The sequence below is a fragment of the Malikia spinosa genome, assembly GCF_002980625.1.
Lineage (GTDB): Bacteria > Pseudomonadota > Gammaproteobacteria > Burkholderiales > Burkholderiaceae_C > Malikia > Malikia spinosa.
This window is the reverse complement of sequence record NZ_PVLR01000026.1, coordinates 1-22,566: the sequence shown is the minus strand read 5'-3', so window position 1 is coordinate 22,566 and position 22,566 is coordinate 1. Positions and strand designations below refer to the sequence as shown.

Below are 22,566 nucleotides of genomic sequence, written 5' to 3'. Positions count from 1 at the left end.
CATGATGAACAAAAAGCTCTCCGCTGCACTGGTGATTGCAACTCTTGTTGGGATTACAGGCGCCCATGCACAGTCTGCAGGTGCGAGACGTGGTGGAGTCTGCATAGGACCGTTCCGTGGTGCCGATTCCGTTCTGACCTGCGAACATGTTGGCAAGGTCACGGTGAGGCAAATCTACGAAAAAGGTTTCCGTGTCGTCCACATGCAAGACGACAAGAACACCGCCACATATGTGGCCCTCGTCATTGAGGAGCAGTAGCCATGAAGCTCTTGCGCCGACTCTTTTTTCGAAGGCGCTGGATGCTTTGGATCCCAGTGCCCGCCACCACATTGCTGGTTGCTGCTGGGTCTCAACCCTTGAGTTACATCCACACCTTGATTGGTGGACTGGTGTTCTGGATTCCGTTCTGGCTCGCATGGTGGTTAAGTGACGGGTTCAGTAAGGTTTGCCTTGGAGAGCCAGGTGTTCAGTCCGACACAAGCCATGAAAAGGATGAGCTTTTCTGGAATTTCGCTGAAGGGCATTACCAGAATTTCCCAGGATCCAACACCAGTCGCACCTAATCGGATGGATGCATGTGATGTCCCTCATCGCCTGTTCTCAGGGTTGATCTTCACGTCGGCACCCGCCTCCCTACGCTGGTTGTCGTTGAGCTTTTCTCCATCGGCCGTACCATCGCCGCCAGTCAGACGGTCCCAGACCTTCAGGGCCGTATCCTTGATGTCGCGCCCCTCCATGTCTTCAACCACGGCCAGTGGATTGGCGCGCCCCTCCCCAAGCTTCTTGTCCGGGCTTGCCCAGGCATTCACGTTCTCATCCAGGTGGGCTGCGCGTGCCGGAATGCTTCCCGTATTCTTCGGATCGAGCTGACCTTGCACACTGCTCCTGGACTCGATGACCTTGGCTGGGAGGGATGTGTCGACCTGCAGCGGTTCAGTTCCCCCATAGCCCGTCTTGGCCACTTTTTTCCGATGCGCAGCTGAAATGCTGGTGGGAATGGTTGCGCGATCCCTGACCGATTGACCTCCTAGCTCGTGGGCAGTGATGGGCAGACTTTCGCCTGCGAAAGTCTGCTGTGGCATGTTGCTGGCCTGTTGCACCATGCCTTTTTCATCCACATAGTCCTGCACCATCTGCAGTATCCGGTCTTCGGCCTGGTTGGCAAAGCGCATCGCCGTCATGCCGTTGCGTGAAGCCACCTTCGCGAACAGGTAGGGGTCGGACAGTAGATCCTTGTGTGTTGTGAACGAGGAGCTTTCGCTGCGGTTGAAGCGGTCGCCAGTACCGAATTCCCGACGGTCGGAGACATCACGAACCCGGGAGACTTCATCCACTGAACTGAGAGAAGCATCGCGACCATGGCGATCGGTCTGACTGGCCTGGGTGCTGGTGCCGCCTTGGGCAGTGCGCCCCTCTGTCTCCTGATAGCCGCTCTCAGTCCGCACCGTCTCGTCCTGACCGTGCTGCGTGGCGGATTCCCGGTTGCGCATATGGCTTGCACCGAAAGTCTTTTTAGAGTCGAACCCCAGGCTGGCACTGACCGCGTCAGGGCCACGAGTTGAACTTGGCACGCCCTTGCCAGTGCGATAGTTCTGCAGGGCTTGGTCGATCTGTGTCTGACTTGCTCCTCCCTGTTTCATCGATTCAACAATCCGTTTTTCTTCGCGCTGGTCTGGTCCACCACCTCTTGCGGCCGGAGGAACCATTCCGCCGCCGCCCGACCTGCCACGCCCGAGGCCGAGACTCATGCCCAGGTTGTCGTAGGCTCCGGCCTGCATGGTGAAGCCGGAGTTTTCCCTGGCGCTCCGGCCCAGGCTCTGGCCAGCGACATGCGTACCGCCCGTGCTCCCTTGCGCAGAGTTGGTCACTTGCACACCGGTTTGCTGGCTGTGGCCACGGTTGGTGTCATGTCCTTTCACGTCGGTCAGGGTCGAGGCATCTCCATGCCGACTGGAAATCTGGTCGCCCGACGATGTGATGGTCGTGCGGTGCGCCTCCTGGTTGCGGCCGGCTTCCATTCGGTGATCCATGTTCATCTGCGTCAGCATCCGGTTCTGCAGCTGCTGCAGGGCCACCGCGCCGTTGGCCGCCATGGTGGAGACTGAACCGTCGCCGCGGCCGATCGTTGTGCCGCCGCTCTGCAAGCCGACGTTGCTGTCGAACTTGTGCATGGAGGTCGTATTGACCGAGGCCGTGTCCATCCCGACATGGCCCATGCTCACGTTTCCGCCGGCAGTGGCCGCACCGATGGACTGACCGGCCGAAGAGAAACCCGTCACCATTCGGTCCGCCACTCCCATGAATCCACCTTGTCCAAGCCGGATGATTCCGCCGGCGATGAACGGCACCAGAACCACCATATAGCCGATGACGGCCTGCTCGTTGGTCAGCGTGGCGTCGAAAGCATCGCTGAGCTGGAATGGCACGCCGCTGGCTAGCTCCAGCGCCCTGGTCTTGTAACGCAGGTGCATGAGGGAGAGATGGTTGATGACGGCGAAGAGGATGGGCCACAGGCCGATCCACGCCAGTGACATCAGGTAGCCTGCGACGATCTTCTTAGCCCCTTCGGTCGAGCTGACTACGACCAACACCACGACTACCGGGAACAGACCGTAGATGATGGCCTCGATCCAGTTGCGCATGTGAGGCAGCGTCTCCTGTGCGAGCAGGCTCAGGGTGCTGTTGGATCCGTCTGCCTGACGGGCAGCCTGCGCGGCGCTGGCCAGGGCATTGACTTCCGCCACTCGGGCCGGGTCGTTCAGTAGTGCCGGAAGCTCGGTGCCAGCCTCTCGCCAGATGTTGTTGAACATCGCCTGCTTCATCGCATCCGATGCGTTGCTGGCATTGTTCAGGATCCAGTCGTAGGACGTTCCCACGGCGGATACGAACAGGCCAGTGGCGATTGCATCGCTGCTGGCCCGCGTGAAAGCCTGCTTGCCGTAAAAGGTCTGGCCGGCGATCACGGCATCATTGACCCTGTCCTTCAGTAGGGTGGCGACGTTGGTGCAGGTATCGGTGGATGCCGTGTTGGTCAGCGTGTCGTAGGTGACGAAGCGGGCTGGACTCGTGTTGTTGAAGATCACGTTCCAGGTGTCAATGCCCCCCACGATCTGCTGTGGCGTGATCGCGCCATCCTTGACATCGTAGAGCGTGCATTCCTTGATGAACTGCATCAGGTCGGCGCGCAGACCCGGTTCGCGGATCGTCGCGTTGTTGACCTGCTTGAGGATGCGGTGGCCGAAGGCCACATCCCCCTTCTGCAAGCCCAGGTCTTCCGGCACACCGAAGACCGTTTCATAGGTGTTGGTCAGCGAGCCAAAAACCAAGTTGGTTGTCTGTGCGACCACGGCCAGCGCGAAGGGGACGTGATCTACCGCGCGCGGCGGCTCAAGCCCGCTCTTGTCGATCAGCGCCACCCGTGCAATCGGCAGGTTGAGCACCGTCACGAAGGCCAGCGCATGGATGAACCACTTCGCCATTTCGAGCTGCTTGTTCATGTAGCCGAACATGCCGATGGCGATCGCGAACAGGAACACCAGCTTGAGTAGTCCCGAGAAACCCGTACCGGCCATCATCGAGGCAACGGCATTGAACACGTAGTAGAGCGTCTCGACGTTCCAGTAGGTCTGAATCTCGATGTCCATGGCCGGGTTCCTCAGCGCAGGCTCTTGCCGAAGGCCAGCGAGTTGCGCAGGGTCTGCGACAGGTTCGCGTTGAGCGCGCGCTCCATGTACTGCACCTCCTGGGCAATGTTGTACGTGCTGATGGTCTGCGAGTAGGCAGTGGCTAGCACCTGCTTGGCCGCACGCGAGATTTCTTCCAACTCGGGCGTCATCTTGGCTAGCTCGGTTGCTTGGGTGCTGTCCGCTACCGCTGAAAACTTCGCCATCGCACCGCGCAGATCCGTCACTGCTCGCTGGATGTAGACCTCGGCATATTTCGCGGCAATCAGATCCTGGTAACGCCCGATCAGCGCATCGGCCATCGACGTGTTGTTGAGCGTCGTCGTGACGGCCAGCATCTTGTAGATTGGCAGATCGGTGGCATTCAGGAAGCCGAGGGTGGCCGCCATGTCTTCATGTGTCGATCGGCTGGCGAGCTTGTCGGAGATCTTCTCCATCTTCTGCCGCACCATGGTCTTGAAACTCCTGGTGGTGATCTCGTCCTCGGTCGGACTCAGGCATCCGTCTTCACTGGTCGTGTCGCAGCGCCAGATCGGCACCGTGATGGTCTCCGAAGTGGTCCGTGCCCCCACCAGTGTCTCGACCGTGATCTCCTTGCGCAGCAGCGGGATTGGCGATTTGGGTATGTCTCCCGTCGGGAAGATCATGCTTCCGATCATCGACATCAGGATCATGCGTTGCTCGTCGCTGATGCCGTCCAGCTTCTTGAGCGCCTTCCACACCACATTGCCTGTCGGCAAGGCATCCTTGGCTTCAGGCCTTGCGCTGGCGGCGGCATTCACCGTCTGGTTGGCCCGGCTCTCGTTGTTCATCACGCTGGTCCAGGCGTCGGTGATGTTCTCGAACAGGTTGGTGTCGACGCCGAAGTTCTTGGCCGCGTTCTGCTTGCCACGCGTCCAGGTATCGGGGAGCGCTGCGTTGACCACGCCCTTGGCGGCTTCGCAGGAGTCCATGTTGAGGCGATTCGCGGCCTGCGCCGTCGCCTGCAGTGCCTGCATCACGTTGTCGCAGGTCGGGCACAGGTTCTGGATCGCCAACTTGAAGCCGTAGCCGAGAGCGTTGGATCCGATGTTGCGCAACATCGCGACGAACTGCTCCTTGTTGATGTAGGAAAAGCCGCCAGCGAACAGGTCTATCCCGCCACAGCCGGCGTTCCAGCTCGGCGGAGTCACGGTGGCCAGTTGGTAGCTTCGCTTGGGCATGCGCATGAAAAGACTGCCGCCCGTATAGAGGTTCATGGTCTGGCCTTGCAGCACGGCTGGGTTGCTCACGTTGCCCTGTGCGTTCACGGAGTCGAACAGTTCCTGCATCGTCATGGCGTGAGCCGTGGACATGAAAGCGAATGCCGTCACCAGCGCTGTCACTCTTTTTCTGAGCATGGCCAGTTCCCTAGAAGTTCTCGCCCGAGCGGGTGCCGGTCAGGACGAAGATGCGGTTGACGATCTCGCTCAGTGCCATCATCCCGAAGCCGACTGGCGCGCGATCGCCGGTCTGCCTAGATCCGATGAAGAGCGCAGGAACCCTTTCGACGCCCCATGCGGCCGCCTGTGCGCGGCCGTCACGGGGTTGTGGGAAGTCGGGCAGGCCCTGGCCATCGACCGAGACCGGCAGCACCTCGATGCCGTACCGGTCCGACAGCATCCTGAGGGTTGGTGCCATCGCATGGCAGTAGGGGCAGTCGCTGCGAAAGAAGAAGATCAGGCCATGCTCCCGGGCCAGCGTCCTGAGCTGCTGTTCCTCGTTCCGCAGGCGTCCTTCGTCGTAGATCTTGATCGCCGAGTTGTTGACCGGGCGCCTTTGCGCATAGTCCAGACCGGGGTTCTGCCAGACGACACGCCGCCAGCTGTCGGCAAAGACCGCCCCCTTGTCCTGCGTCAGCTGCCACAGCTCCAGGTAGTCCTTCATGTGCTGCTCGCTCGGGTTCATCACCGCCAGGTCCTCCCGGCGCTTGAGTTCCTGCCGCAGCTGCTCGGCGGTCTTGATGTCCTTGATTTCGATGCGCCCGGATCCTCTGTCCTTGCGCACGGGCTGCTGCCGAGTCGCGGCCGGCTGCACTCCCTCTTCGATGTCGCAGTACCAGTTGGGCTTGTTCGCGTCACATTGCCAGACGGAAGGGTAGTCGAGCGACTGAGCGCTGGCGTAGCCGCACAGCAGGGCAAGCAGGACGACCAGGGGAGGGCGCTTGGGCATGGGCTTACTCCAGGGCGATCGGCGGCGAGCCGTCCAGGCAGTAGTTGAGCCGGGTCTTGAGGATCGCACCCGTCCGTCCCCGAGGCGTCTCCACGTCCTGCTTCGTGAACACCATCTCCAGCCGCTTGCAGTCGTTGCGGCTGAAGGACTGGATGACACTGGCGGTCACCAGCAGCGGCCCGGTGGAGCGGAACTGGCGCGTGAAATGCTCGGCCACCTCGCCCTCCATGACGCCGCTGGTGCTGCCGTGGCGGATCGCGGCCACTAGCAAGTCGTGCTGCCGGGTATAGACGGTGGACTGCGCCAGACCTTCGCGCGCGACAGTCGAGCAGCACAGCAGGACGAGGAGGGCGGACAGTGTCTTCATTGCTCGTAGTAGCCTTGAACGCGCTCGTTGACGGTCTGCTGCACCCGCTGGCCGAGGGTGGACGCGGGCACCTCCTTGGGGCTGATGTCGGCAATGAATTCCGACAGATCCATGCGGGAGAAGTCGAGCGCTTGCAGCTGCTCCTGGTTGAAGCCGCCGCAGCTGTTCATCGGCAGCCCGAGCTGCGCACGGCCTTCGCGGTTGATGATGCGGGCCAGCTTGGAGTTGAAGCAGCAGTGGCGCTGTTTCTTCTCCAGACAGACCCCGAGCACCTTCCGGCTGCAATAGGTACCGACATGGACGCACAGGTTCTGGCCGCGCTTCATCGCCGTGACCTGCTCGGCAGGCTCGCAGCTCAGCCACTCCTGGATCAGCATGACGGCGATCGACAGCGAGAAGCTGTAGGGGTCGAAGCCTGCCATCTCGAAGCCGTTGGCCAGGCTGAAGTCGAAGCTGAAGCCGTAGGCGTTGAACTGTGGATTGAAGACGCCGTCCCCCAGGCCCGAGGCCCAGCTGTTCATCGCTCCCAGTCCCTTGTCGACGATGGCGCTGTCAAGCTGGGAATAGAGCGCGTCGTACATGTAGCGTGAACCCAGCACGATGGATTCGCGCCCGGCTTCGCCCGCCACCTTAAGCCCGGCGCCCAGAACGGCGTGATTGGTGAAGGCCGCGCCGCCACCCGCAGCCTGGCAGCAGCTCTTGAGCGTCGAGCCGCCCAGGACCTTGACGCTGCACTGCTCCAGGTAGCCCTTGAAGATCTCCACCTGGTCGGGGTCGATGCCGTAGACGCCGGCCTCGCGCGTGGCTTCCATCATCGCGGCCGCCTGTCCGAAGTCCTGGTCGGGGGAGTAGCTGGTATCGAAGCAGCCCGGGCCACCGTTCTGGCAGAAGGTTCCCTGATCGCAGACGGTTTTCTCGGTGAAGGTTTCCGGCTGGTCTGGGCAGCTGTAGCTCTGCTCGTGGGTCATGCAGTTGCCGGCGTCATCGCGCGAGACACAGGCCGAGCCAATCTGGGCACAGCCGCGCTCGCGCAGGGGCTGGCAGTCGCTGGCCTGGTTCTGGCCACGGCATTGGTATTGGTCCTGGTACTCCCAGCAGTCACGCGAGACCGGAACCCCGTCGATCACCCGTGTCTGTTTCGGTGCCGTGCAGACCGTGCCCGTCAGCAGGCAGTCGGGTGCTGCCCAGGCATGTAGGGTGGTGAGCAGGGTCAGTACAGCGAGCAGCTGCTTCATCATTTGGCCCTCTGCTCCAGCGCCGCACACTGGCTGTTGTCCCACTGCTCGCGGCAGTTGCGCGGGCATAGCTGGCGGGTCGTGAGCTGCACCGCGCCTTCGCCGCGCCCGGCCACGATCGTGCGCATGAAGATCTGGTTCGACCCGTTCCTGAGGTGGGGTCGCAGGTCGATGTCGAGTCCGAGATCCCAGCTGGTCTTCAGCTCGGGGCCGCTGAAGCAGTTCGCGCAGTACCGCACCATGCCGGTCTGGCCGTCGCTCGGCGTGCAGCTCCAGCCGCCCGCCACCGCGGTGCAGGACGGGTAGCTGACGATGTTGCCGCCGCTTCCCGCATCGACGCACTGCCAGCCGCTGCCCGCTTCGTCCCAGTAGGTAGTGCAGCTGCGCTGGCCGGAGGTCTCCAGCACGGGGGGCGGCGAATAGATCTCGAGCCGGTCTCCGCCCCTGGGGCCGACATAGACCAGCTGGTCGTTGACCTTGACCATCAGCCAGTCATCGAAGGCGGCCCGGGTCAGCGCGAAGCGCGTGATGAGCTTGACATCCTGCAGGCTGAAGCTCAGGTAGCGGTCGTACACGGCCCCCCAGCCACTCCAGTAGTTGTTGGCGATGGTGCCGAACTGCAGGATGTAGTTGCCGCTGCCGTCCGGGGTGAGGCTGGTGGCCATGTCGCCAGCCCAGCTGTTGGGCACGATGCCGCCCTGGTCGCAGCCGTCGCGCTGGGCATCGCACAAGACCTGCAGCACGCGCTTGCACGACAGGTTCTCCAGGGTCTGGGTCTCGGTGCAGGTCTCGCCGAGGTAGGTCGCCGGGTTCCTGATGCGCTCGACGCGGCACTGCTGGGTCGAGGCCCCGGGCACGGTGCCGGGCTGCTGGATCACGCTCCTGGAGCCAGTCAGGACCGGATCCGTCTTCTGGTCGAGCGTGAACTTGGGGCGGCTGGTCGGGTTCTCGCTCATGAAATTGACCGCATCGCATTCCTGCTGCTCGAAGCCGCTGCCGGCTTGACGGGTCTGGCAATCGATCTGCTTGCCCGTGCCGGCCGCCCCGATCCGCTGGCGTCCGCCCTGGAAGTTCGCGCTCTCGGGCGCCGTCGTGCCGTAATAGGGCAGTGCGCCCGCCGCCGCTGCAGCGTTGACCTGGCGGGCAGCCGCCCCCTTGCCCTGGTTGGCGAACTCCTTGCCCGCCTGGAAGGCCTCGGCCGGGGTGGCCAGGGTCTGGGCGCACGCCGCCGCTGCGAGAAGACACGCCGAGAGGATGAGGAGGCGCATCATTTCACTGGCCCCTGATCTGGCGCAGGTAGCGTGTCGCGACCGGTGCGAACTCCGGCGCGCGGCGCGCGATCTCGTCGAGCGCGTAGTCGAGCGTCACGTCGCCGGAGACCGCGACATAGTGGTCGGGCAGGGCACAGCCTTGCGCATCCATCTGATCGGTCGTTGCTGCGCGGGCCAGCACCAGGGTGGGAACGGCCTTGACCTGGTACTTGGTGAAGGCGTTGGGATTGACCAGCACGTTGCCGCCAGGCTCGCCCAGCGCCTGGATCGCCTGCGCCGTCTCCTTGAGCGAGTTGTTCTTGAAGCCGCGCAGCACCACGGCCGCACCGACCTGACGCGCCTGGCTGACCAGACGCCTGAGCGATGCCTCTGGCATCGTGAAGCTGGCGAATACCATCAGCTCATCGGTCCTGCGCGCCGCCGACTTCTGTTCGTACTGCCTGGCCAGCGCCTCGATGTCGATGCCCGAGCGATCCGGCGTCGGGACCTTGGGGAAGGAGTTGCCCGAGTTGCGGGTCGTCGGGTTGTTGGCGTCGAACATGGCCTTGCGGTCTTGCTCGACCCTTTGCTTTTCCCGCTCGATGTCGGCCGACCTGGGCAGCAAGCCCTTGCCGGCCTGCGTGGCCGGGTTGCCGGCATCGAACATTGGCTTGCGTTCACGCGCGATGCGCTCACGCTCGGCTTCGAGACCGGCCGTGGGCGGCAAGCCCTGAGAAAAACCTTCGCGGGCGAAAGTCGCCAGCAGCAGGGCCAGCGTGATGCGGATCTTGCGGTTCATCACGGCCCCACCCCCAGGCAGCAGTTCTTCTTGCGGAACACCATGTAGGCGAAGTCCTCACCGGCATAGGGATAGCTCTTGCCGGCGCCCCAGATCGCGGTCGTGCGGCCAAAGGGCTGGCAGCAGCGGCCATTGATCTTCTCGGTCTGCGGCACCGGGTAGAGCATCTGGTACTTGTAGCGGGTCTTGTCCATCACCGGCTCGGGATAGATGCCGCACAGGCCGTCGCTGCCGGAGGTGCCCCACATCAGCCCCTCGCGGTGCAGCTTGGCCGTCATGCGCTGGACCAGCAGCGAGCTGGCTTGTACATGCGAGACATGGGCCTGGACCCGGCCGTTGAACGGGTAGATCGAACCCTGGCAGCCGGCGCACCAGAACAGCGCGTTGCTGCCGAATCCGGCCGATGACAGCACGCAGTCGCCGGCGCAGGCCGCCTGCGCGACCGGATTGCCGAACAGGAAGGTCTCCGGATTGAGCAGCATGGTCAGCTCGTCATCGTTCCAGGTCGGGTCGACCTCGCTGAGGTAGGCGACATCGAAGGAGCCGGTCTCCAGACAGGGGTTGTCCAGGATGACCTCCAGCCAGTAGAGGACCGGATCGGTGTACCAGTGGACCTGGTAGCTGGACTGGCGGGTGTTGTCCTGCTGCAGGCGGACCTCGCCCTCGGGCGCGCGGATGCCGGGATCGAGCTGGATGCCGCCGAGCGAGACGAAGCAGTACGGCGTGCGCGTCACGTCCACGCGGCGCGCCGGCTCCCAGAATCCGGTCTTGATGCCGATGCGCGGCGGGTTGTTGCAGCTGCACAGGAAGCCGTCCGGGTTGGCGGTGTCCTCCTGTCCCATCGACATCACCGGGGTGCCGCCCAGCGTGAGCGGAAACAGGCAGCTCCAGCAGATGTCGGTGATCGGGTTGGCGAACTTGCCCTGGCAGACACCGGCCAGGCTCTCGCGCGCGAAAGTTGCCGTGAGCACGAGGAACGCCATCAGCAGCCAGCGTCTCATCGCAGCTCCTTCGCGGGGATTTCGTCGAGCACCAGCATCCGGCCCTGCTGGCGGATCACCGCCGGCACGGCGGTGATACCGAAGCGCCGCGACAGCACGCCCTGCTGGTCGTAGAACACCTGCGTCTTCCAGGCCTTGGTCAGGTCCAGCCAGGAGCCGGCGACCAGGATGGGCTTGAGTCTGAGTTGGCCCTTGCTCGCCACCAGGCGAGCGACCGCCTCGCGCTGCTCGGGGTCGCGTCCGTCGAAGAACACCAGCGTCTTGCTCAGGCTGATCGTGTCGAGCGGATTGACCCGGGTGCCGGCCGGGATGACGACCCGTCCGTCGTCGGTCGTCACCGACCTGGCGTAGCTCACGGTCGGATCGATCAGGCGCTGGGCACGCGAGCGCACCGTCGCGATGCCTTCGACCGGGGGCATGTTCCTGATGCTGGCCATCGAGCGCCTGATGCCTTCCTCCTGCAAGCGCTTGAGTTCGCCGCTGCGCTCCTTCTGGCGCAGCTTCTTCATCACCATGTCGAGCGCGCTTTCCTCGCCGATCGGGTAGGTCGGCCCGATGCGGCCGAGCTCGATCGCCTGCGCCGACATGGCAAGCGCTGCCAGCAGCAGCGCAACGCTTCCGCTAGAAAACCTCATACGCCCTCCCGATGACGGCAGCCTGCCGGACATTGCCGGTCAGCGCATAGCGCGAGTCCAGGCTGTCGGGGTTCGGGGTCGCAACGAAATACTCGCCCGCGCCTATCACCCCCGCAGGCGCGGGCTGCAGCGGCACGCCCGCCTTCGAGAACGGCTTGGCGATGCCGATCCACTCCCCCTCGACCCGGTATTCGTTGCCCTGGCGCTGTACCCGATCGCCCGCGACGCCGGCCACCCGCTTGATGAAGGTGGTGCCGGCCGGATAGGTGGCTCCGCCCTGCCAGTGATAGGCGATCAGCTCGCCCTTCTTCACCGCAGCGCCCTTGTGGATCAGGTAGAGCGTGCCGGGCAGGCTGCGGCTCAGATTCACGCTCAGGCTCAGCCAGGGGGAGGCTGCCAGTGCGAGCAGACCGAAAGCGAACACGCCTGCGCAGAAGGTCCAGTAGATCCGGCTGGCCTGCATCACCGTATCCTCGCGCGGACCTGGTCCGTGTAGTCGATCGCCACGCCACCCAGCAGCGCGGCCTTGTTGATGATGACGCAGCCGCATTCCTGGCCGAGCGCATCGACCGTGCTGGAGAGCTTGCGCGCGAAATCGACGGTGAGCTGCTGTGCCACGGCACGCTGCTCGTCGCTGAGCTCGCCCCCCTTGCCGATCACGTCGAGCGTGCGCTTCTGCTCCTCATCGACCAGCGCCTGCAGGTCGACCGTCGCCAGGCTCGGCGGCAGCTTGCGGTTGACGACATAGGCGACCGGCGCGAGCACCAGGAGCGTCAGCAGGGTGGAGAGCAGGACCGGGACGACTTGGCGCAGCCGGTCAGGTCGGACCACTGCGGCAGGCTGGGTGCCGCCCGGGTCGGTCTGGGGGGGCGCTTCAGAAGTCATCTCGCCTCCGGCGTGGAGTCATCTGTTCGAGCGGCGTGCGGCGGGCCAGCATGATCTCGAGCGCCTCCATCGTGGAGCAGCCTTGCTCGAGCAGCGCGTTGCACTCGTTGAAGTCCTGCGCATTGGTCGAGGCCATCAGCAGCGAGAAGGGATCGGGGATGTGGCGCACCACGCATTCCCCGTTGGGTGAGGAAACCAGCATTTCGCTGAAGCGTCCGCGTTCGGTGCGCAGTGACAGCAGCATGCGCTTGACGGCGGGCGAGAAGTTCACCATGCCGTCCTCGATCAATTTTTCCAGGTTCTTGCGGTCCTGGCGCAGCAGGATCTTCCAGTCGGCGTTGTTGTAGGCCGCCTGTGCCGCGTCGTTCTTGTAGGCGTCCTCGATGCCCTGGGTGCCGACACAGAAGATGCCGTTGTACTTGCGCGCGCGCCGATAGCCTTCCTCGATGAACTCGGCCGTCTCCTTGTCCGCTCCCAGCAGCTGCCAGGCTTCGTCGACCAGGCACAGCTTCTTGCGGTCGCGCGTCAGGTACATGTCGTGCGCGATGCGCGAGGTCAGCACGAACAACACCACGCGGCGCAGCTCGGGCGCGTTCTTGAGCTCCTCGAGCTCCAGCCCCACCATGTCGTCGTCGAGCGAGATGTTGGCGCGGCCGTTGAAGAAGTCGCCATAGACCCCCTCCCGGGTGAATGGCAGCAGCTGCTTGGCCAGCTCGTACGCCACGCGCTCGGTGCCACCCGACTCGTTCTTGATCTTGTCGAGCAGGTAGTCCCGGATCCGGGTCGGGTTGGTTTCCTGCCCGTAGTCGTTCCAGACCGCCGTGATCGCCTCTCCAATCAGTGCATACTGGAACTCGGTCAGCGGGGCGTTGGGCGACGCCATGCGACCGATCATGGGCTTGAGCATGCGCATCTCGGCCTTGAAGTCGAGCTCGTCGTCGGTGCCGACCCAGCTGAAGGGATTGATGCACAGCCGCGTGCTCGGCGTGAACTCCAGGAAGGTGCCCTTCTGTAGCCGGATCAGGTTCTGGTAGCTGCGGCCCACGTCGATCACCCAGACGCGGGCGCCGATGCCGCGGTAGGCCGAGACCACCTCGTTCATGGCCACTGACTTGCCCGAGCCGGATACGCCGGCCACGAACACGTTGTAGTTGCCCTGCTGGTTGCTGTAGAAGTCCAGGAAGGTCGGCGTGCCCCGGCGGCCGAAGAACATCATCACCGGGTCGCCCATCCCCTTCCATTCGCCGATCACTGGCGCCATGTCCACCGCATTGACGGTGGTCTTGGTCGTGATCAGGCGCAGCTTCTTCAGATCGTCGCGCACCCCCTCGGTCAGCGTCATCGGCAGGCTGGCATAGAGCGAGCTCAACTGCAGCAGTTGCAGCGGGCAGATCGTGAAGCGCTCGCTGCGCCAGATGTTGAGCGCCACCTGGCTGGCCCGGTTGATGACGCGCCGGGGCGCGAACAGCAGCAGCGTGTGGTAGAGCTCGCACAGGCTGCCGCCGTTGTCGAGCTGCTGCAGCACGATGTCCCAGTCATTTGCCTGTGCCTGCAGCTCGGGCTGGAACTCGGCCATCCTGGACTTGGCGTTCTGCTTGCTGCGCGCCGCCTTGAGCTGCGCCTTGCCATCGGCCAGGTTGGCGTCGAGCGTGAAGACGCCTCCGCACACCAGGAAGGGGCAGGGATACTGCAGTCCGTCGTCGAAGAAGGAGCCGATGATGTTGGCCATCTCCCACAGTTCCTTCTTCTGCGGGTACTGCAGCACGCCGAAGCCGCGCACCGCGATGCGCTTGTCCTCGTCGCCCTCCTGCTCGGGCGGCAGGCCGAACAGCAGCTCGTCGGCCTTGACGCGCACATGCTGGCCGAAGGCTGTGAGCTGGTGCTTGATCGACTTGCCGTCGTCGTAGCGCAGCTCGGGGAAGGCCTCCTGGCTGAACATGCTTTCCGGGTTCAGGATCGGCCAGAGAAAGTTGATCAAGCCTTCCGCATCGAGTCCGAACGACGGCAGGCTGGCCGTGCGCAGCGAGGCCGCCAGGGTCTCGCGCAGCGCGGCCATCTCCTCCAGCAGCTTGCCGTCATGGAAGGATCCGGTCCTGGTGATGGAAAACAGCAGGCGGATGTTCTTGACCACATAGTTGTCGTTGGGCCAGACCGGCTTGCCCCTGGACTGGTAGATGTACTCGATCCGGCGTCTTGCCAGCTGCTCGAAGAAGGCAGGCGTCCTGCCCTGGTCGACGGCGATGTGCCGCTGGTCCATGTAGGCCTGCATCTGCTGGTCGAGGTTCGGACTGCCGAACAGGCACCACTGGATGCCACAGTGCTGCGGCACTGGGGTGAAGAGCGTGTTGAGGCGGCTGGCCATGTCCTCGTCGGCACCGGTCTGGGCGATGACCTCGAAGCAGAACCCGACCGAGTTGTCGTTGTAGAACAGCCCCCGCTGTGGATCGTACTGGTCATACCGCAGGATGCTGTGCAGGCCGCAGACGCTGGCCGCCTCGCTGGCGGCCGCCACCGGGGCCGGCTGGCTGCCGACATCCGAGCTGTTGCCCAGCACGGTCTGGTCCCAGAACCGGGCGGCGGAACCCTTGAACCGCTCCATCATGCTGTCTTGCATTCAGTCTCCTCCCTGTTGGCTGACTGGCTCGCGGGATCACAGCATCGCGCGGCCAGTCTCTTCATCGCTGCCGTTCAGTAGCTGCTACTCACCGTCCGGTATTACCTGGCCTGGCCGCAGCACGCCGCTGAGCAGTTCGGCGGCTTGCTCCTTGCCCATGCGGTCCTGGCGCACGCCGATCGATTCCTGCCCGCTGCTGTCAGCCGCAGGGCCAGCCATCGGACGCAGGCCCTGACCTGGCTGCCCGGCCGCTCCTGGATTGCCCGGTCCGGCCGGTATCGACACATGGGCGGGCGGACGCACGGGCCGGTAGCTGTCCTGGATGCGCCGGCGGTTGTGCTCGATCAACCAGCGCCCGGAATCGACCGGCAGGTAGACATAGCTCTGGTCGTGCAGGTCGCCGTCGCTGTCCTCCCAGGGCGCGAACCAGACGCGCAGCACACGCGGCGCGCTGCGGATCGGCGTGCCAGAGTCGATCGGCCGGCTCATCACGGCGGCACCGGTTTTAGCGGTCTGAGGTTCGGCTGGTTCCGCGGCGCGCCCGCTGCCGCGCTGGCCGGGCAGGTTGTTGGCCCTGGCGTTGGCGTAGATGCCGCTCATGGATTCGCACAGGATGCCGTCGGGCGCCCTGCAGGCGAAACTGGATTTCGCGTCGTAGCCCGACATGCTGCTGCAGGCCGACAGCGCCCCCAAGACGAGCGAGACAACGATCGGGGTCAGTGTCTTCATTGGTCGGCCCCCTTGCCTGCATCCTGTGTCCCGGAATTGACGCCACCCAGCCACTGATCGATCTTTTCCGCCGATGCCGAACCCGGCAGGACCCGGCCATCGACGGCAATCAGCGTCGGCGTCCCGACCACGCCGAGCCGCGAGCCCAGCACCAGGTTGTCATCGATCGGGTTGTCGCAGGCCACCAGCCGGGGCTTGCGGCCCGTCAGCATCAAGTCACTCCAGGCCCGCGCGCGGTCCGGTGCGCACCAGACGCTGACGGCCCGGGTCCTGGCCTCGGGATGCAGCGCCTCGAGCGGATAGAGGAAGGTGTGGATGGTCACGTTGTCGAGCCGGGCCAGCTCGGCTTCGAGCTGCCTGCAGTAGGGACAGTCCGGATCGCTGAATACCGCCAGGCTACGGCTGCCGTTCCCTCTGACCGTGCGGATCGCCTGCGCCAGGTACGGCGCCGGGAAGTCGGACCTGCGGCCGTCGAGCTTGCGCTGGGCGGTCAGGTCGAGCTGCCGCCGCATGTCGAACAGGTGGCCGAAGATGAAGTAGCGCCCCGACTCGTCGGTGTAGGCGATGTTCTCGCCCATCACCACCTCGTACAGCCCGGGGAGCTGCGACGGACGGACTTCGCGGAAGGTGGTCTTCGGATACAGCTGACGGAACTTCTCGACCAGCGCGGCTGGCTCCTCCGCCCGGGCCAGAGCCGGAACGGCAAGTGCTGCAACCAGCACCAGGGACAGTGCCCGTTCAATCATCTTCGTACCTCCTGGAGCCCGAGCGCCGCATCAGGGCGCGATAGTCGTCCCTGGCGAGCGCCCTGCCGGAATAGATGGCGCCCTTGGTGATCAGCAGCTCGACGGTGCGCCCGCCATCGGTCTCGATGACGGGATAGAGCTTGTCGGCGGCCTTGAGGTAGTACTGCGCGAGCTGCTGGCCCGCGCTGCCGACACCGCCGCCGATGGCGGCCTGGCCGATCTTGTCCGGATCGATGGTCTGGGTGATGCCGCCACCGCCCATGCTGGTGATGGTGGCCGAGGACTGGAAGGCCTTGCCGATGCCGCTGAGCGCGCCGGCGAACAGGGTGTTGGCGAGCAGCTGGCCCTGCTTGGTGACGAGTCGCCCGCGCACGCCCGCCTTGCCGTCCTCCCCGATCACCTGGCCCTTGATCGGCATCTCGACCGCCTCGCCCTCGATCACGCAGGCCAGCGTCTCGGTGCGTCCCATCATGCGCTCCGACGACAGGTCGCCCCAGGTGGCTGCGATCACGCGGCAGTCCCTGATGTCGAGCTTGTGCTGGTTGGCCAGGTTGGCGACATCGAGCACATGGAAGGCGACCGGCAGCGGGTTGGACTGTGCCTGTCCGCCGGTGGGGGCATCGACGCCGTTGAGCATGGCGACGCGCACGAAGGAGCCGGCCGGCAGGAAGTCGATCTGGCGCCTGGCGCTGTCCGGCCTGCCACTCGTGGTGCCGTACTTCCTGGCCTTCTCGTCGGTCGGGAACCCGATGACTTCGGTCACGCCCTCGCTGCCGCCACCCACCGAGCCTGCGCCTCGGGACGGCTCGCCGTTGCCGAAGCTGATGATCTCGACTTCGCGGCGCGGCTTGACCTCGGCCTGTCCGATCGGCTGGTTCAGCACGGCCGGGTCGCCCTTGGCCGTGGGTGGCTGCAGCACGCGCTGGCCCGGACCCGGACCGGCAGGCACGGGCAGCGGCTTGTCGAGCACCGAAGCCTGAGGCCTGCCGGTTGCCGTGCCGACTGGGCTGCCAGCCGCCTCCTTGCCGGCCCTGAGCTCCTCGATCGCCAGTGTGAGCTTCCTGTTCTGCTCGGCCTGCTCCTTGAGCTGATTGCGGATTTCGCCGATCAGGGCCTCGTTGGACTTTTCCTTGGCGGCCTGCTGGGCACGCCACGCATCCTTGTCTTCGACCGTGCCCGGCGGAGTGACATTGACGGTGGTGGGCTTTTCCCGGCGCTGGACCGGACCGCTGTCGAACAGGAACATGCCGGCGCCGGCGAGCAGCAGGATGCCGGAGATGGCCCCGCCGACCAGCAGCATCTGGCGCTTCCTGGTTTGCTCATTCGGGTCACTCATGGTCCTTGCGCTCCCGCACGACGTAGATCTGGGTGCTGTCGCCCTGCATCAGCGTGTGGTGCTCGACCGCGACGGCACGCACGCCACGGCGGTACAGCTCCTGCTCGACCAGCAGCATCGAGGACGGCGAGACGTTATTCAGACGGTACCTTTCTCCCACCATGTCGCCTTCCAGGTACTGGGCCAGCAGCACCAGACGGCCTTCCTTCCAGAGCGGCACTTCCCGGTTGACCGCGACCGGCTCCACGCCGGCCCTGCTCTCCTCGTCGGCCATCGCGAGCATCAGGTCCTTGATGCGGCGCTGGTAGGAAGCGGCGCGACCGTCAGCCGTGGCGCGGCCCGCGCTGGCAGTCTTGTCTCCGGGCGGACGGATGATGATTTCCTCGCCGGCCATCGGACGCGGCAGCAGGATCAGCTTGTAGGTCACGCCCTTGTCGTCCGAGACGAAGAGCGTGACGCTGCCCTGGTTCGGCGCGGCATTGGCGAGCGTGAAGTAGTAGGCCCCCAGTCCCTCGTCCTTCTGGCCCGCCAGCACGCCCTTGACGCTGGGCACGACATTCGCGATGCGCCGGCCCTCGATCGCGAGCCGGTTGGTTTCGCTGGCCGAAATATTGACGCTGACATGACCCCGATCGGCATGCTCGATCAGCTGCGTCGCGCCGGCTTCAGCTGCCAGCAGGCTGAGCAGGAGCGCGCCCCAGGAATTCTTCAATCTTGGAAACATAGAGACGCCCCGAGGTGGTGACGGAGAATTCGACCAGATAGTCCTTGTCGCGCTCCGAGGTGAGCTTGTCCGCGATGTAGGTCTTGAGCTTGCCGCTGACCTTGACGCGCTTGTCGCGCTCGCTGACCTCTTCCTTGCGCGGCACCCAGATGGTGGTGACCCGCTCCTGCTTGAGTCGCAGCGCTGCCGCATCGAGCGCGGTTTTCAGGCCGGCATAGCCGTCCGGGTCGGTCATCTTGAGGATCACCCGGTTGTTGTAGTCCACCGATTCGGGCGTGACGGTCAGGACGGTGCCCAGCACATAGCCGGCCATGTCGAGCAGGTAGTCCTTGTTGGCGTAGTTGGCCCCGATCTCGTAGGGCCGCCTGATCTCGGTCGGAACGATCTTCGTGGTGTCGCGCACCACCACGAATCCCAGCAGCAGCACCAGGAGGAGCAGGACTGTCAGCAGACCGGCGTTGGCGGCGCGGTGGAAGCGGATCTGCGACTGCAGTCGCTCCCGCTCGTTGGTGGCCTGTTCGGGTGCCATGGCGTGTGCGCCCCTCAGCCGTTGAGCTCGCGGATGTGGCTGCCCGGCAGCTCCCTGGGCTCGGGAAATCCGGTGAACCAGTACAGCAGATGGGTCGCCATGCCCGGATGCTTGCCGGCCTTGAGCCGGCCATAGAAGTAAGCGCCCGTCAGCCCCAAGCCCATGCCGATGATGGGAAATCCCGTGCTGATCCCCAGCATCACGCCCGCGAAGCCGATCATGGCCACGTCGATGTCCCAGAACAGGAACTTGGCGCCATCGTCGAGCCGGCGCGGGATGTAGTGAGACAGATCTGTTTTCCTGGACATGGCCACCTCCCTGGTTCAGATGGTTGCCGTGAAGCTGGCGTTGACGATGCCCACGATGACACCGATGCCCATCGACAGGATCACCGCGCCGAAGAACCAGCTCCAGTCCTTCCTGACCGCCGCCACGACCGATCCCACCCCCAGCGCGATCAGGGCCGCCAGCTTGCCCAGGTTGCCCTTGACCCAGCCGTCCCACTTGGCCACGGCGGCATCGAATTCCGTGCCATCGCTGGCATAGGCTCCCGACGCCAGCATCATCATGCCCAGGAACATGCCTGCGACCAACAAGACCTTGAGCCACGGTCCCGACTGCCGGTCCCCCTCGATTGCGCGTATTGCTGCGGTCATTTCAAAGCTCCCTGCAAGGTGGATGGAGAACCCCTGAGACATCCCCGCGAGGGGCCTTGCGCCAGGGGATTGCGCAAAGGCGATGACCGGTCACTTCCCTCGCGTGACAGGCTTGCATTCGTACCGGACCCCGGGCTTGCCGCGCTTTTTCCTGGGCGGCTTGTGACGTGGCGTGACGTTCACGGGCGACAGGGCCTCGGCGGGCTGAATCAGCTGAGGGACCGGCTGCACAGATTCGTCGAGCTTGGGTGTCGGAGCAGGTGGCAACTGAAGGTGCTTGATCGAGCGCTGCGGGCAATCCGCGCCATCGCAGAACACGAACCGAGCCCCGCGCGGCACGCCGAACTGCACCACGTCGAAGGTCTGCTTTACTGCGGCAGATTGGCTCAATGACTGCGCACAGGCAGGGCCAGCCAGCAGCAGGGCCAGCGGCAGCTGAAGCATGATTCTGCTGTCGGGCAGCGCCATTTCATTGCCCTTGCAAGGTGACCAGTCGTGCCGGTGCGGCTGCGGCCTGCCAGCGGTAGCCCTCGTAGAAGCGCTGCACATCGCGCACATAGGCCGCCTGGGCGCTGTGATTGGTGGACGCCGGGCCGGCGTAGTAGCAGCCGACCGCCTTCCAGGTCGCACCGAAGCGCTGGATGCAGTTCGCCAGTACCCAGGCGCCTACCTTCTGGCTGGTGCAGGCATCGAACAGCTGCTCGCGTCCGATGCCGAACCGCGCCAGGCTGGGCAAATGGATGGTGTTGATCTGCATGAGCCCGAGCGCGCGGTTGCCATCCCTGAGCCTGGGCCCCACGGCACCGGTCCAGCCGCGCGACTCCTTCCAGGCGATCGCCTTCAGCAGCAGGGGATCGATGCCGTGGCCACGACCTGCCTCGTCCCAGCAGGTCGCCCAGGCAGCCGCCGGCAGCAGGAAACCCGCACCCAGCACACGCGCAGCAAAGCACATAGATCCTCCCCTTGCCCTTCCGAAGCAGTCATGCTGCTTTCAACTGGGAACGCACGGTATCAGGGATGAAATTGTTCAGCAAGGAAGCTGGGGAAAGTTTTTTGTCATGGGCATGGACCCAAACAACCCAAGGAAAACATCCCATGAGGGCTCATGCATGACAGCGGAATCGAAGTTCGATAGACGCCAAGAACCTAGATGATCCTGGCGTGAAGCCATCAGGTTTCCAAACGTGTCGCCTGCAACATCCGATGCGCTGGCGATCAAATGCGCGCAACAGATAGCCTGTCGGCGCCAACAGGATCAATCGTGAGTGCCGTGATGTGGAATAAGGAGAAAACCTGGGTCAGGATAAAATGGAGCATTAGAAACTGCTTTGAATCTCATATTTTAATACTCCCCATTAATTGTCCGACTTGAAGTATCCTGATCCATTTTCATTGGGGCCTGATTGAATATTACTGCGGCTACCAATCTTGCATGATTGTTGATATCAAATCTATTTTTTGTCAGGGCTTGATTTAATATTGTGCTAGTTAAGGTAGTGGCAAAAACTGCGTCTTAATCCATTTTGTATCAGGGCTTGATTGAATCATGAGCGCATTAAAATCATACGAAGCGCTGGCAGTCTTAATCCTTTTTGCGTCAGGGCTTGATTGAATCACGACGATGGAACAAGCCGAAGTGCTGCGGCAGTCTTAATCCATTTTGCGTCAGGGCTTGATTGAATCGAAGAACTAGAACAACCCCAGAAAGCTGAAACGTCTTAATCCCTTTGGTATCGGAGCTTGATTGAATCGTTGAATCCAATCATGACCTAGCAATTGAAACGTGTCTTAATCCCTTTGGTATCAGGGCTTGATTGAATCCAAAACGGCTATCGTACAGGTGCAATTAGAAACGTCTTAATCCATTTGGTATCAGGGCTTGATTGAATCTAGATGCAAGCAACAACGAAGCGGCCCGGTGATGTCTTAATCCCTTTGGTATCAGGGCTTGATTGAATCAGCGCAATTCTCAAATTGCCCGAGAACGACGTGTCTTAATCCCTTTGGTATCAGGGCTTGATTGAATCCTTTCTCTGTTTCTCTGACCCATCAAAAAAGGAAAAGTCTTAATCCCTTTGGTATCAGGGCTTGATTGAATCCAAAAAACGCGGTAAGTATGAGGCAATGAAGCAGTCTTAATCCCTTTGGTATCAGGGCTTGATTGAATCCCTGGCTGATGCTCCGGCCCTGGCTGATGCTGTCTTAATCCCTTTGGTATCAGGGCTTGATTGAATCAACCCTCAAACATTGGCTTGCGAAAGTCGTGTCTTAATCCCTTTGGTATCAGGGCTTGATTGAATCGCATGTGAACGTATGGCTGACGCGGCCGACTGGTCTTAATCCCTTTGGTATCAGGGCTTGATTGAATCCTGCAAGCGTGCATTTCCTTGAGAAACTGGACGAGTCTTAATCCCTTTGGTATCAGGGCTTGATTGAATCGCAACTAAGGGTAAAGCACAAAAAGCCGTGATGGTCTTAATCCCTTTGGTATCAGGGCTTGATTGAATCAGACAAGGCAGAAAAATCATCCGAGCAAAAGGTCTTAATCCCTTTGGTATCAGGGCTTGATTGAATCCTTACTAACTAACTTACTGGGAAACGTCATGTCGTCTTATTTAGACGGCAATCATTAACCAGATCATACGGCATAAACCACTGAATCATGCTGGAAATAGGACTTCACCCGCTCCGGGCTGCTAACCAGGAACTGCATGAAGGCGGTAGCCTTCTCCAGCAATCCGCCTGGTGTTCTGCAGCGATTGGCGCTGCGCAACTGGGTCTTGAAGTCCCGGTTGAGGTACTCGTCCGGGTTGCTCTGCGGTGCGTAGGGCGGCAGGTAGAACACCTCGATCTCGTGCTCATGTGCCTGCACCCAAGCGGCTACGTCCTTGGCATGGTGAGCCCTGAGGTTGTCGAGGATGAGGAAGACCTTGTGGCCTTGGCTGTCTTGCACGAGTCGTTGCATGAAGCTCAGAGTCGTCTGAGCTGTGGCTGCACCTTCGAGAAACTCGAACCTCACCAGGCCCTTGCTGCTGATGGCCGAGACCATGGTCAGGCCAAAGCGCTGGCTGGTCGCCGCCAGCACCGGCGCGTGGCCCGCCGGGGCATAGCCTCGGACCCAGTGACCATCTTGCACCACCGCCGTCTCGTCGGCCCAGTAGATGATGCCGTCTTCCTGCTTGGCCT

At 63.0% G+C, this 22,566-nt stretch carries 24 protein-coding genes and 1 CRISPR repeat array; of the genes, 2 read left to right on the top strand and 22 right to left on the bottom strand.

All coding sequences use genetic code 11. The features are described 5' to 3' along the window. Position 1: 1 nt before the first annotated feature. Together C6P61_RS10305 and C6P61_RS17695 are read left to right on the top strand one after the other, a co-directional pair. Positions 2 to 259 carry a hypothetical protein gene (locus C6P61_RS10305; RefSeq protein WP_244908867.1) on the top strand — a complete coding sequence of 86 codons (258 nt, stop codon included), beginning with the start codon at positions 2 to 4 and terminating at the stop codon, positions 257 to 259. 2 nt (positions 260 to 261) lie between these two features. Then, positions 262 to 564, top strand: coding sequence for a hypothetical protein (locus tag C6P61_RS17695; protein WP_146115026.1), 303 nt, complete (start codon positions 262 to 264; stop codon positions 562 to 564). Between the two features lie 24 nt (positions 565 to 588). Here the strand turns inward: C6P61_RS17695 and C6P61_RS10300 are convergent, their stop codons facing one another. The 22 genes from C6P61_RS10300 to C6P61_RS10195 form a co-directional block, all read right to left on the bottom strand. Continuing rightward, positions 589 to 3,645 carry a conjugal transfer protein TraG N-terminal domain-containing protein gene (locus C6P61_RS10300; RefSeq protein ID WP_105729850.1) on the bottom strand — a complete coding sequence of 1,019 codons (3,057 nt, stop codon included), beginning with the start codon at positions 3,643 to 3,645 and terminating at the stop codon, positions 589 to 591. A gap of 11 nt (positions 3,646 to 3,656) precedes the next feature. Then, positions 3,657 to 4,994: a conjugal transfer protein TraH gene (locus tag C6P61_RS10295; RefSeq protein ID WP_244908866.1), complete on the bottom strand. Its 1,338-nt coding sequence runs from the start codon at positions 4,992 to 4,994 to the stop codon at positions 3,657 to 3,659. 79 nt (positions 4,995 to 5,073) lie between these two features. After that, complete coding sequence (locus C6P61_RS10290; protein ID WP_105729848.1) at positions 5,074 to 5,874, bottom strand: conjugal transfer protein TraF; 801 nt, start codon at positions 5,872 to 5,874, stop codon at positions 5,074 to 5,076. A gap of 4 nt (positions 5,875 to 5,878) precedes the next feature. After that, positions 5,879 to 6,241 carry a hypothetical protein gene (locus C6P61_RS10285; protein ID WP_105729847.1) on the bottom strand — a complete coding sequence of 121 codons (363 nt, stop codon included), beginning with the start codon at positions 6,239 to 6,241 and terminating at the stop codon, positions 5,879 to 5,881. Beyond that, entirely contained in the window at positions 6,238 to 7,479 is a 1,242-nt protein-coding gene (locus C6P61_RS10280; RefSeq protein ID WP_105729846.1) for a conjugal transfer protein TraN, read from the bottom strand. Before C6P61_RS10280 ends, C6P61_RS10285 begins: the two co-directional genes overlap by 4 nt. Continuing rightward, complete coding sequence (locus tag C6P61_RS10275) at positions 7,476 to 8,747, bottom strand: hypothetical protein (RefSeq protein ID WP_105729845.1); 1,272 nt, start codon at positions 8,745 to 8,747, stop codon at positions 7,476 to 7,478. Before C6P61_RS10275 ends, C6P61_RS10280 begins: the two co-directional genes overlap by 4 nt. 1 nt (position 8,748) lies before the next feature. After that, positions 8,749 to 9,525, bottom strand: coding sequence for a type-F conjugative transfer system pilin assembly protein TrbC (gene trbC, locus C6P61_RS10270; protein WP_105729844.1), 777 nt, complete (start codon positions 9,523 to 9,525; stop codon positions 8,749 to 8,751). Continuing rightward, a complete protein-coding gene (gene traU / locus C6P61_RS10265) occupies positions 9,525 to 10,526 on the bottom strand; it encodes a conjugal transfer pilus assembly protein TraU (protein WP_105729843.1) in 1,002 nt (333 codons plus the stop codon). Before traU ends, trbC begins: the two co-directional genes overlap by 1 nt. After that, positions 10,523 to 11,161 carry a type-F conjugative transfer system protein TraW gene (gene traW / locus C6P61_RS10260; protein WP_105729842.1) on the bottom strand — a complete coding sequence of 213 codons (639 nt, stop codon included), beginning with the start codon at positions 11,159 to 11,161 and terminating at the stop codon, positions 10,523 to 10,525. Before traW ends, traU begins: the two co-directional genes overlap by 4 nt. Beyond that, the gene (locus tag C6P61_RS10255) at positions 11,148 to 11,624 is read right to left on the bottom strand and encodes a S26 family signal peptidase (protein ID WP_105729841.1); all 477 of its coding nucleotides are present in this window, start codon (positions 11,622 to 11,624) and stop codon (positions 11,148 to 11,150) included. Before C6P61_RS10255 ends, traW begins: the two co-directional genes overlap by 14 nt. Next, a complete protein-coding gene (locus tag C6P61_RS10250; protein ID WP_105729840.1) occupies positions 11,624 to 12,046 on the bottom strand; it encodes a hypothetical protein in 423 nt (140 codons plus the stop codon). The genes C6P61_RS10255 and C6P61_RS10250 overlap by 1 nt, the downstream gene beginning before the upstream one ends. Further along, positions 12,036 to 14,660, bottom strand: a complete 2,625-nt coding sequence (gene traC / locus C6P61_RS10245; protein WP_105729839.1) for a type IV secretion system protein TraC — start codon at positions 14,658 to 14,660, stop codon at positions 12,036 to 12,038. The genes C6P61_RS10250 and traC overlap by 11 nt, the downstream gene beginning before the upstream one ends. A gap of 84 nt (positions 14,661 to 14,744) precedes the next feature. Continuing rightward, a complete protein-coding gene (gene traV / locus C6P61_RS10240; protein ID WP_105729838.1) occupies positions 14,745 to 15,389 on the bottom strand; it encodes a type IV conjugative transfer system lipoprotein TraV in 645 nt (214 codons plus the stop codon). Continuing rightward, positions 15,386 to 16,135 (bottom strand): DsbC family protein, encoded by a 750-nt coding sequence (locus C6P61_RS10235; RefSeq protein ID WP_105729837.1) that lies wholly within the window; start codon positions 16,133 to 16,135, stop codon positions 15,386 to 15,388. Before C6P61_RS10235 ends, traV begins: the two co-directional genes overlap by 4 nt. Then, positions 16,128 to 17,471, bottom strand: coding sequence for a TraB/TrbI/VirB10 family type IV secretion system protein (locus C6P61_RS10230; protein ID WP_105729836.1), 1,344 nt, complete (start codon positions 17,469 to 17,471; stop codon positions 16,128 to 16,130). Before C6P61_RS10230 ends, C6P61_RS10235 begins: the two co-directional genes overlap by 8 nt. Further along, positions 17,464 to 18,195 carry a type-F conjugative transfer system secretin TraK gene (locus C6P61_RS10225; RefSeq protein WP_105729869.1) on the bottom strand — a complete coding sequence of 244 codons (732 nt, stop codon included), beginning with the start codon at positions 18,193 to 18,195 and terminating at the stop codon, positions 17,464 to 17,466. The genes C6P61_RS10230 and C6P61_RS10225 overlap by 8 nt, the downstream gene beginning before the upstream one ends. Beyond that, positions 18,137 to 18,724: a type IV conjugative transfer system protein TraE gene (locus C6P61_RS10220; protein ID WP_105729835.1), complete on the bottom strand. Its 588-nt coding sequence runs from the start codon at positions 18,722 to 18,724 to the stop codon at positions 18,137 to 18,139. Before C6P61_RS10220 ends, C6P61_RS10225 begins: the two co-directional genes overlap by 59 nt. Positions 18,725 to 18,738: 14 nt before the next feature. Then, positions 18,739 to 19,032 carry a type IV conjugative transfer system protein TraL gene (gene traL, locus C6P61_RS10215; RefSeq protein ID WP_105729834.1) on the bottom strand — a complete coding sequence of 98 codons (294 nt, stop codon included), beginning with the start codon at positions 19,030 to 19,032 and terminating at the stop codon, positions 18,739 to 18,741. 15 nt (positions 19,033 to 19,047) lie between these two features. After that, positions 19,048 to 19,380 (bottom strand): conjugal transfer protein TrbC, encoded by a 333-nt coding sequence (locus C6P61_RS10210; RefSeq protein ID WP_105729833.1) that lies wholly within the window; start codon positions 19,378 to 19,380, stop codon positions 19,048 to 19,050. Positions 19,381 to 19,470: 90 nt separating this feature from the next. Then, positions 19,471 to 19,848 (bottom strand): hypothetical protein, encoded by a 378-nt coding sequence (locus C6P61_RS10205; RefSeq protein ID WP_105729832.1) that lies wholly within the window; start codon positions 19,846 to 19,848, stop codon positions 19,471 to 19,473. Between the two features lies 1 nt (position 19,849). Further along, entirely contained in the window at positions 19,850 to 20,332 is a 483-nt protein-coding gene (locus C6P61_RS10200; RefSeq protein ID WP_105729831.1) for a lytic transglycosylase domain-containing protein, read from the bottom strand. 558 nt (positions 20,333 to 20,890) lie between these two features. Next, positions 20,891 to 21,955: a CRISPR direct-repeat array (repeat unit 36 nt; unit sequence GTCTTAATCCCTTTGGTATCAGGGCTTGATTGAATC). A gap of 63 nt (positions 21,956 to 22,018) precedes the next feature. Further along, positions 22,019 to 22,566, bottom strand: a 548-nt coding sequence (locus tag C6P61_RS10195) for an IS630 family transposase (RefSeq protein ID WP_146115025.1), incomplete at its 5' end; no start/stop codon positions are given.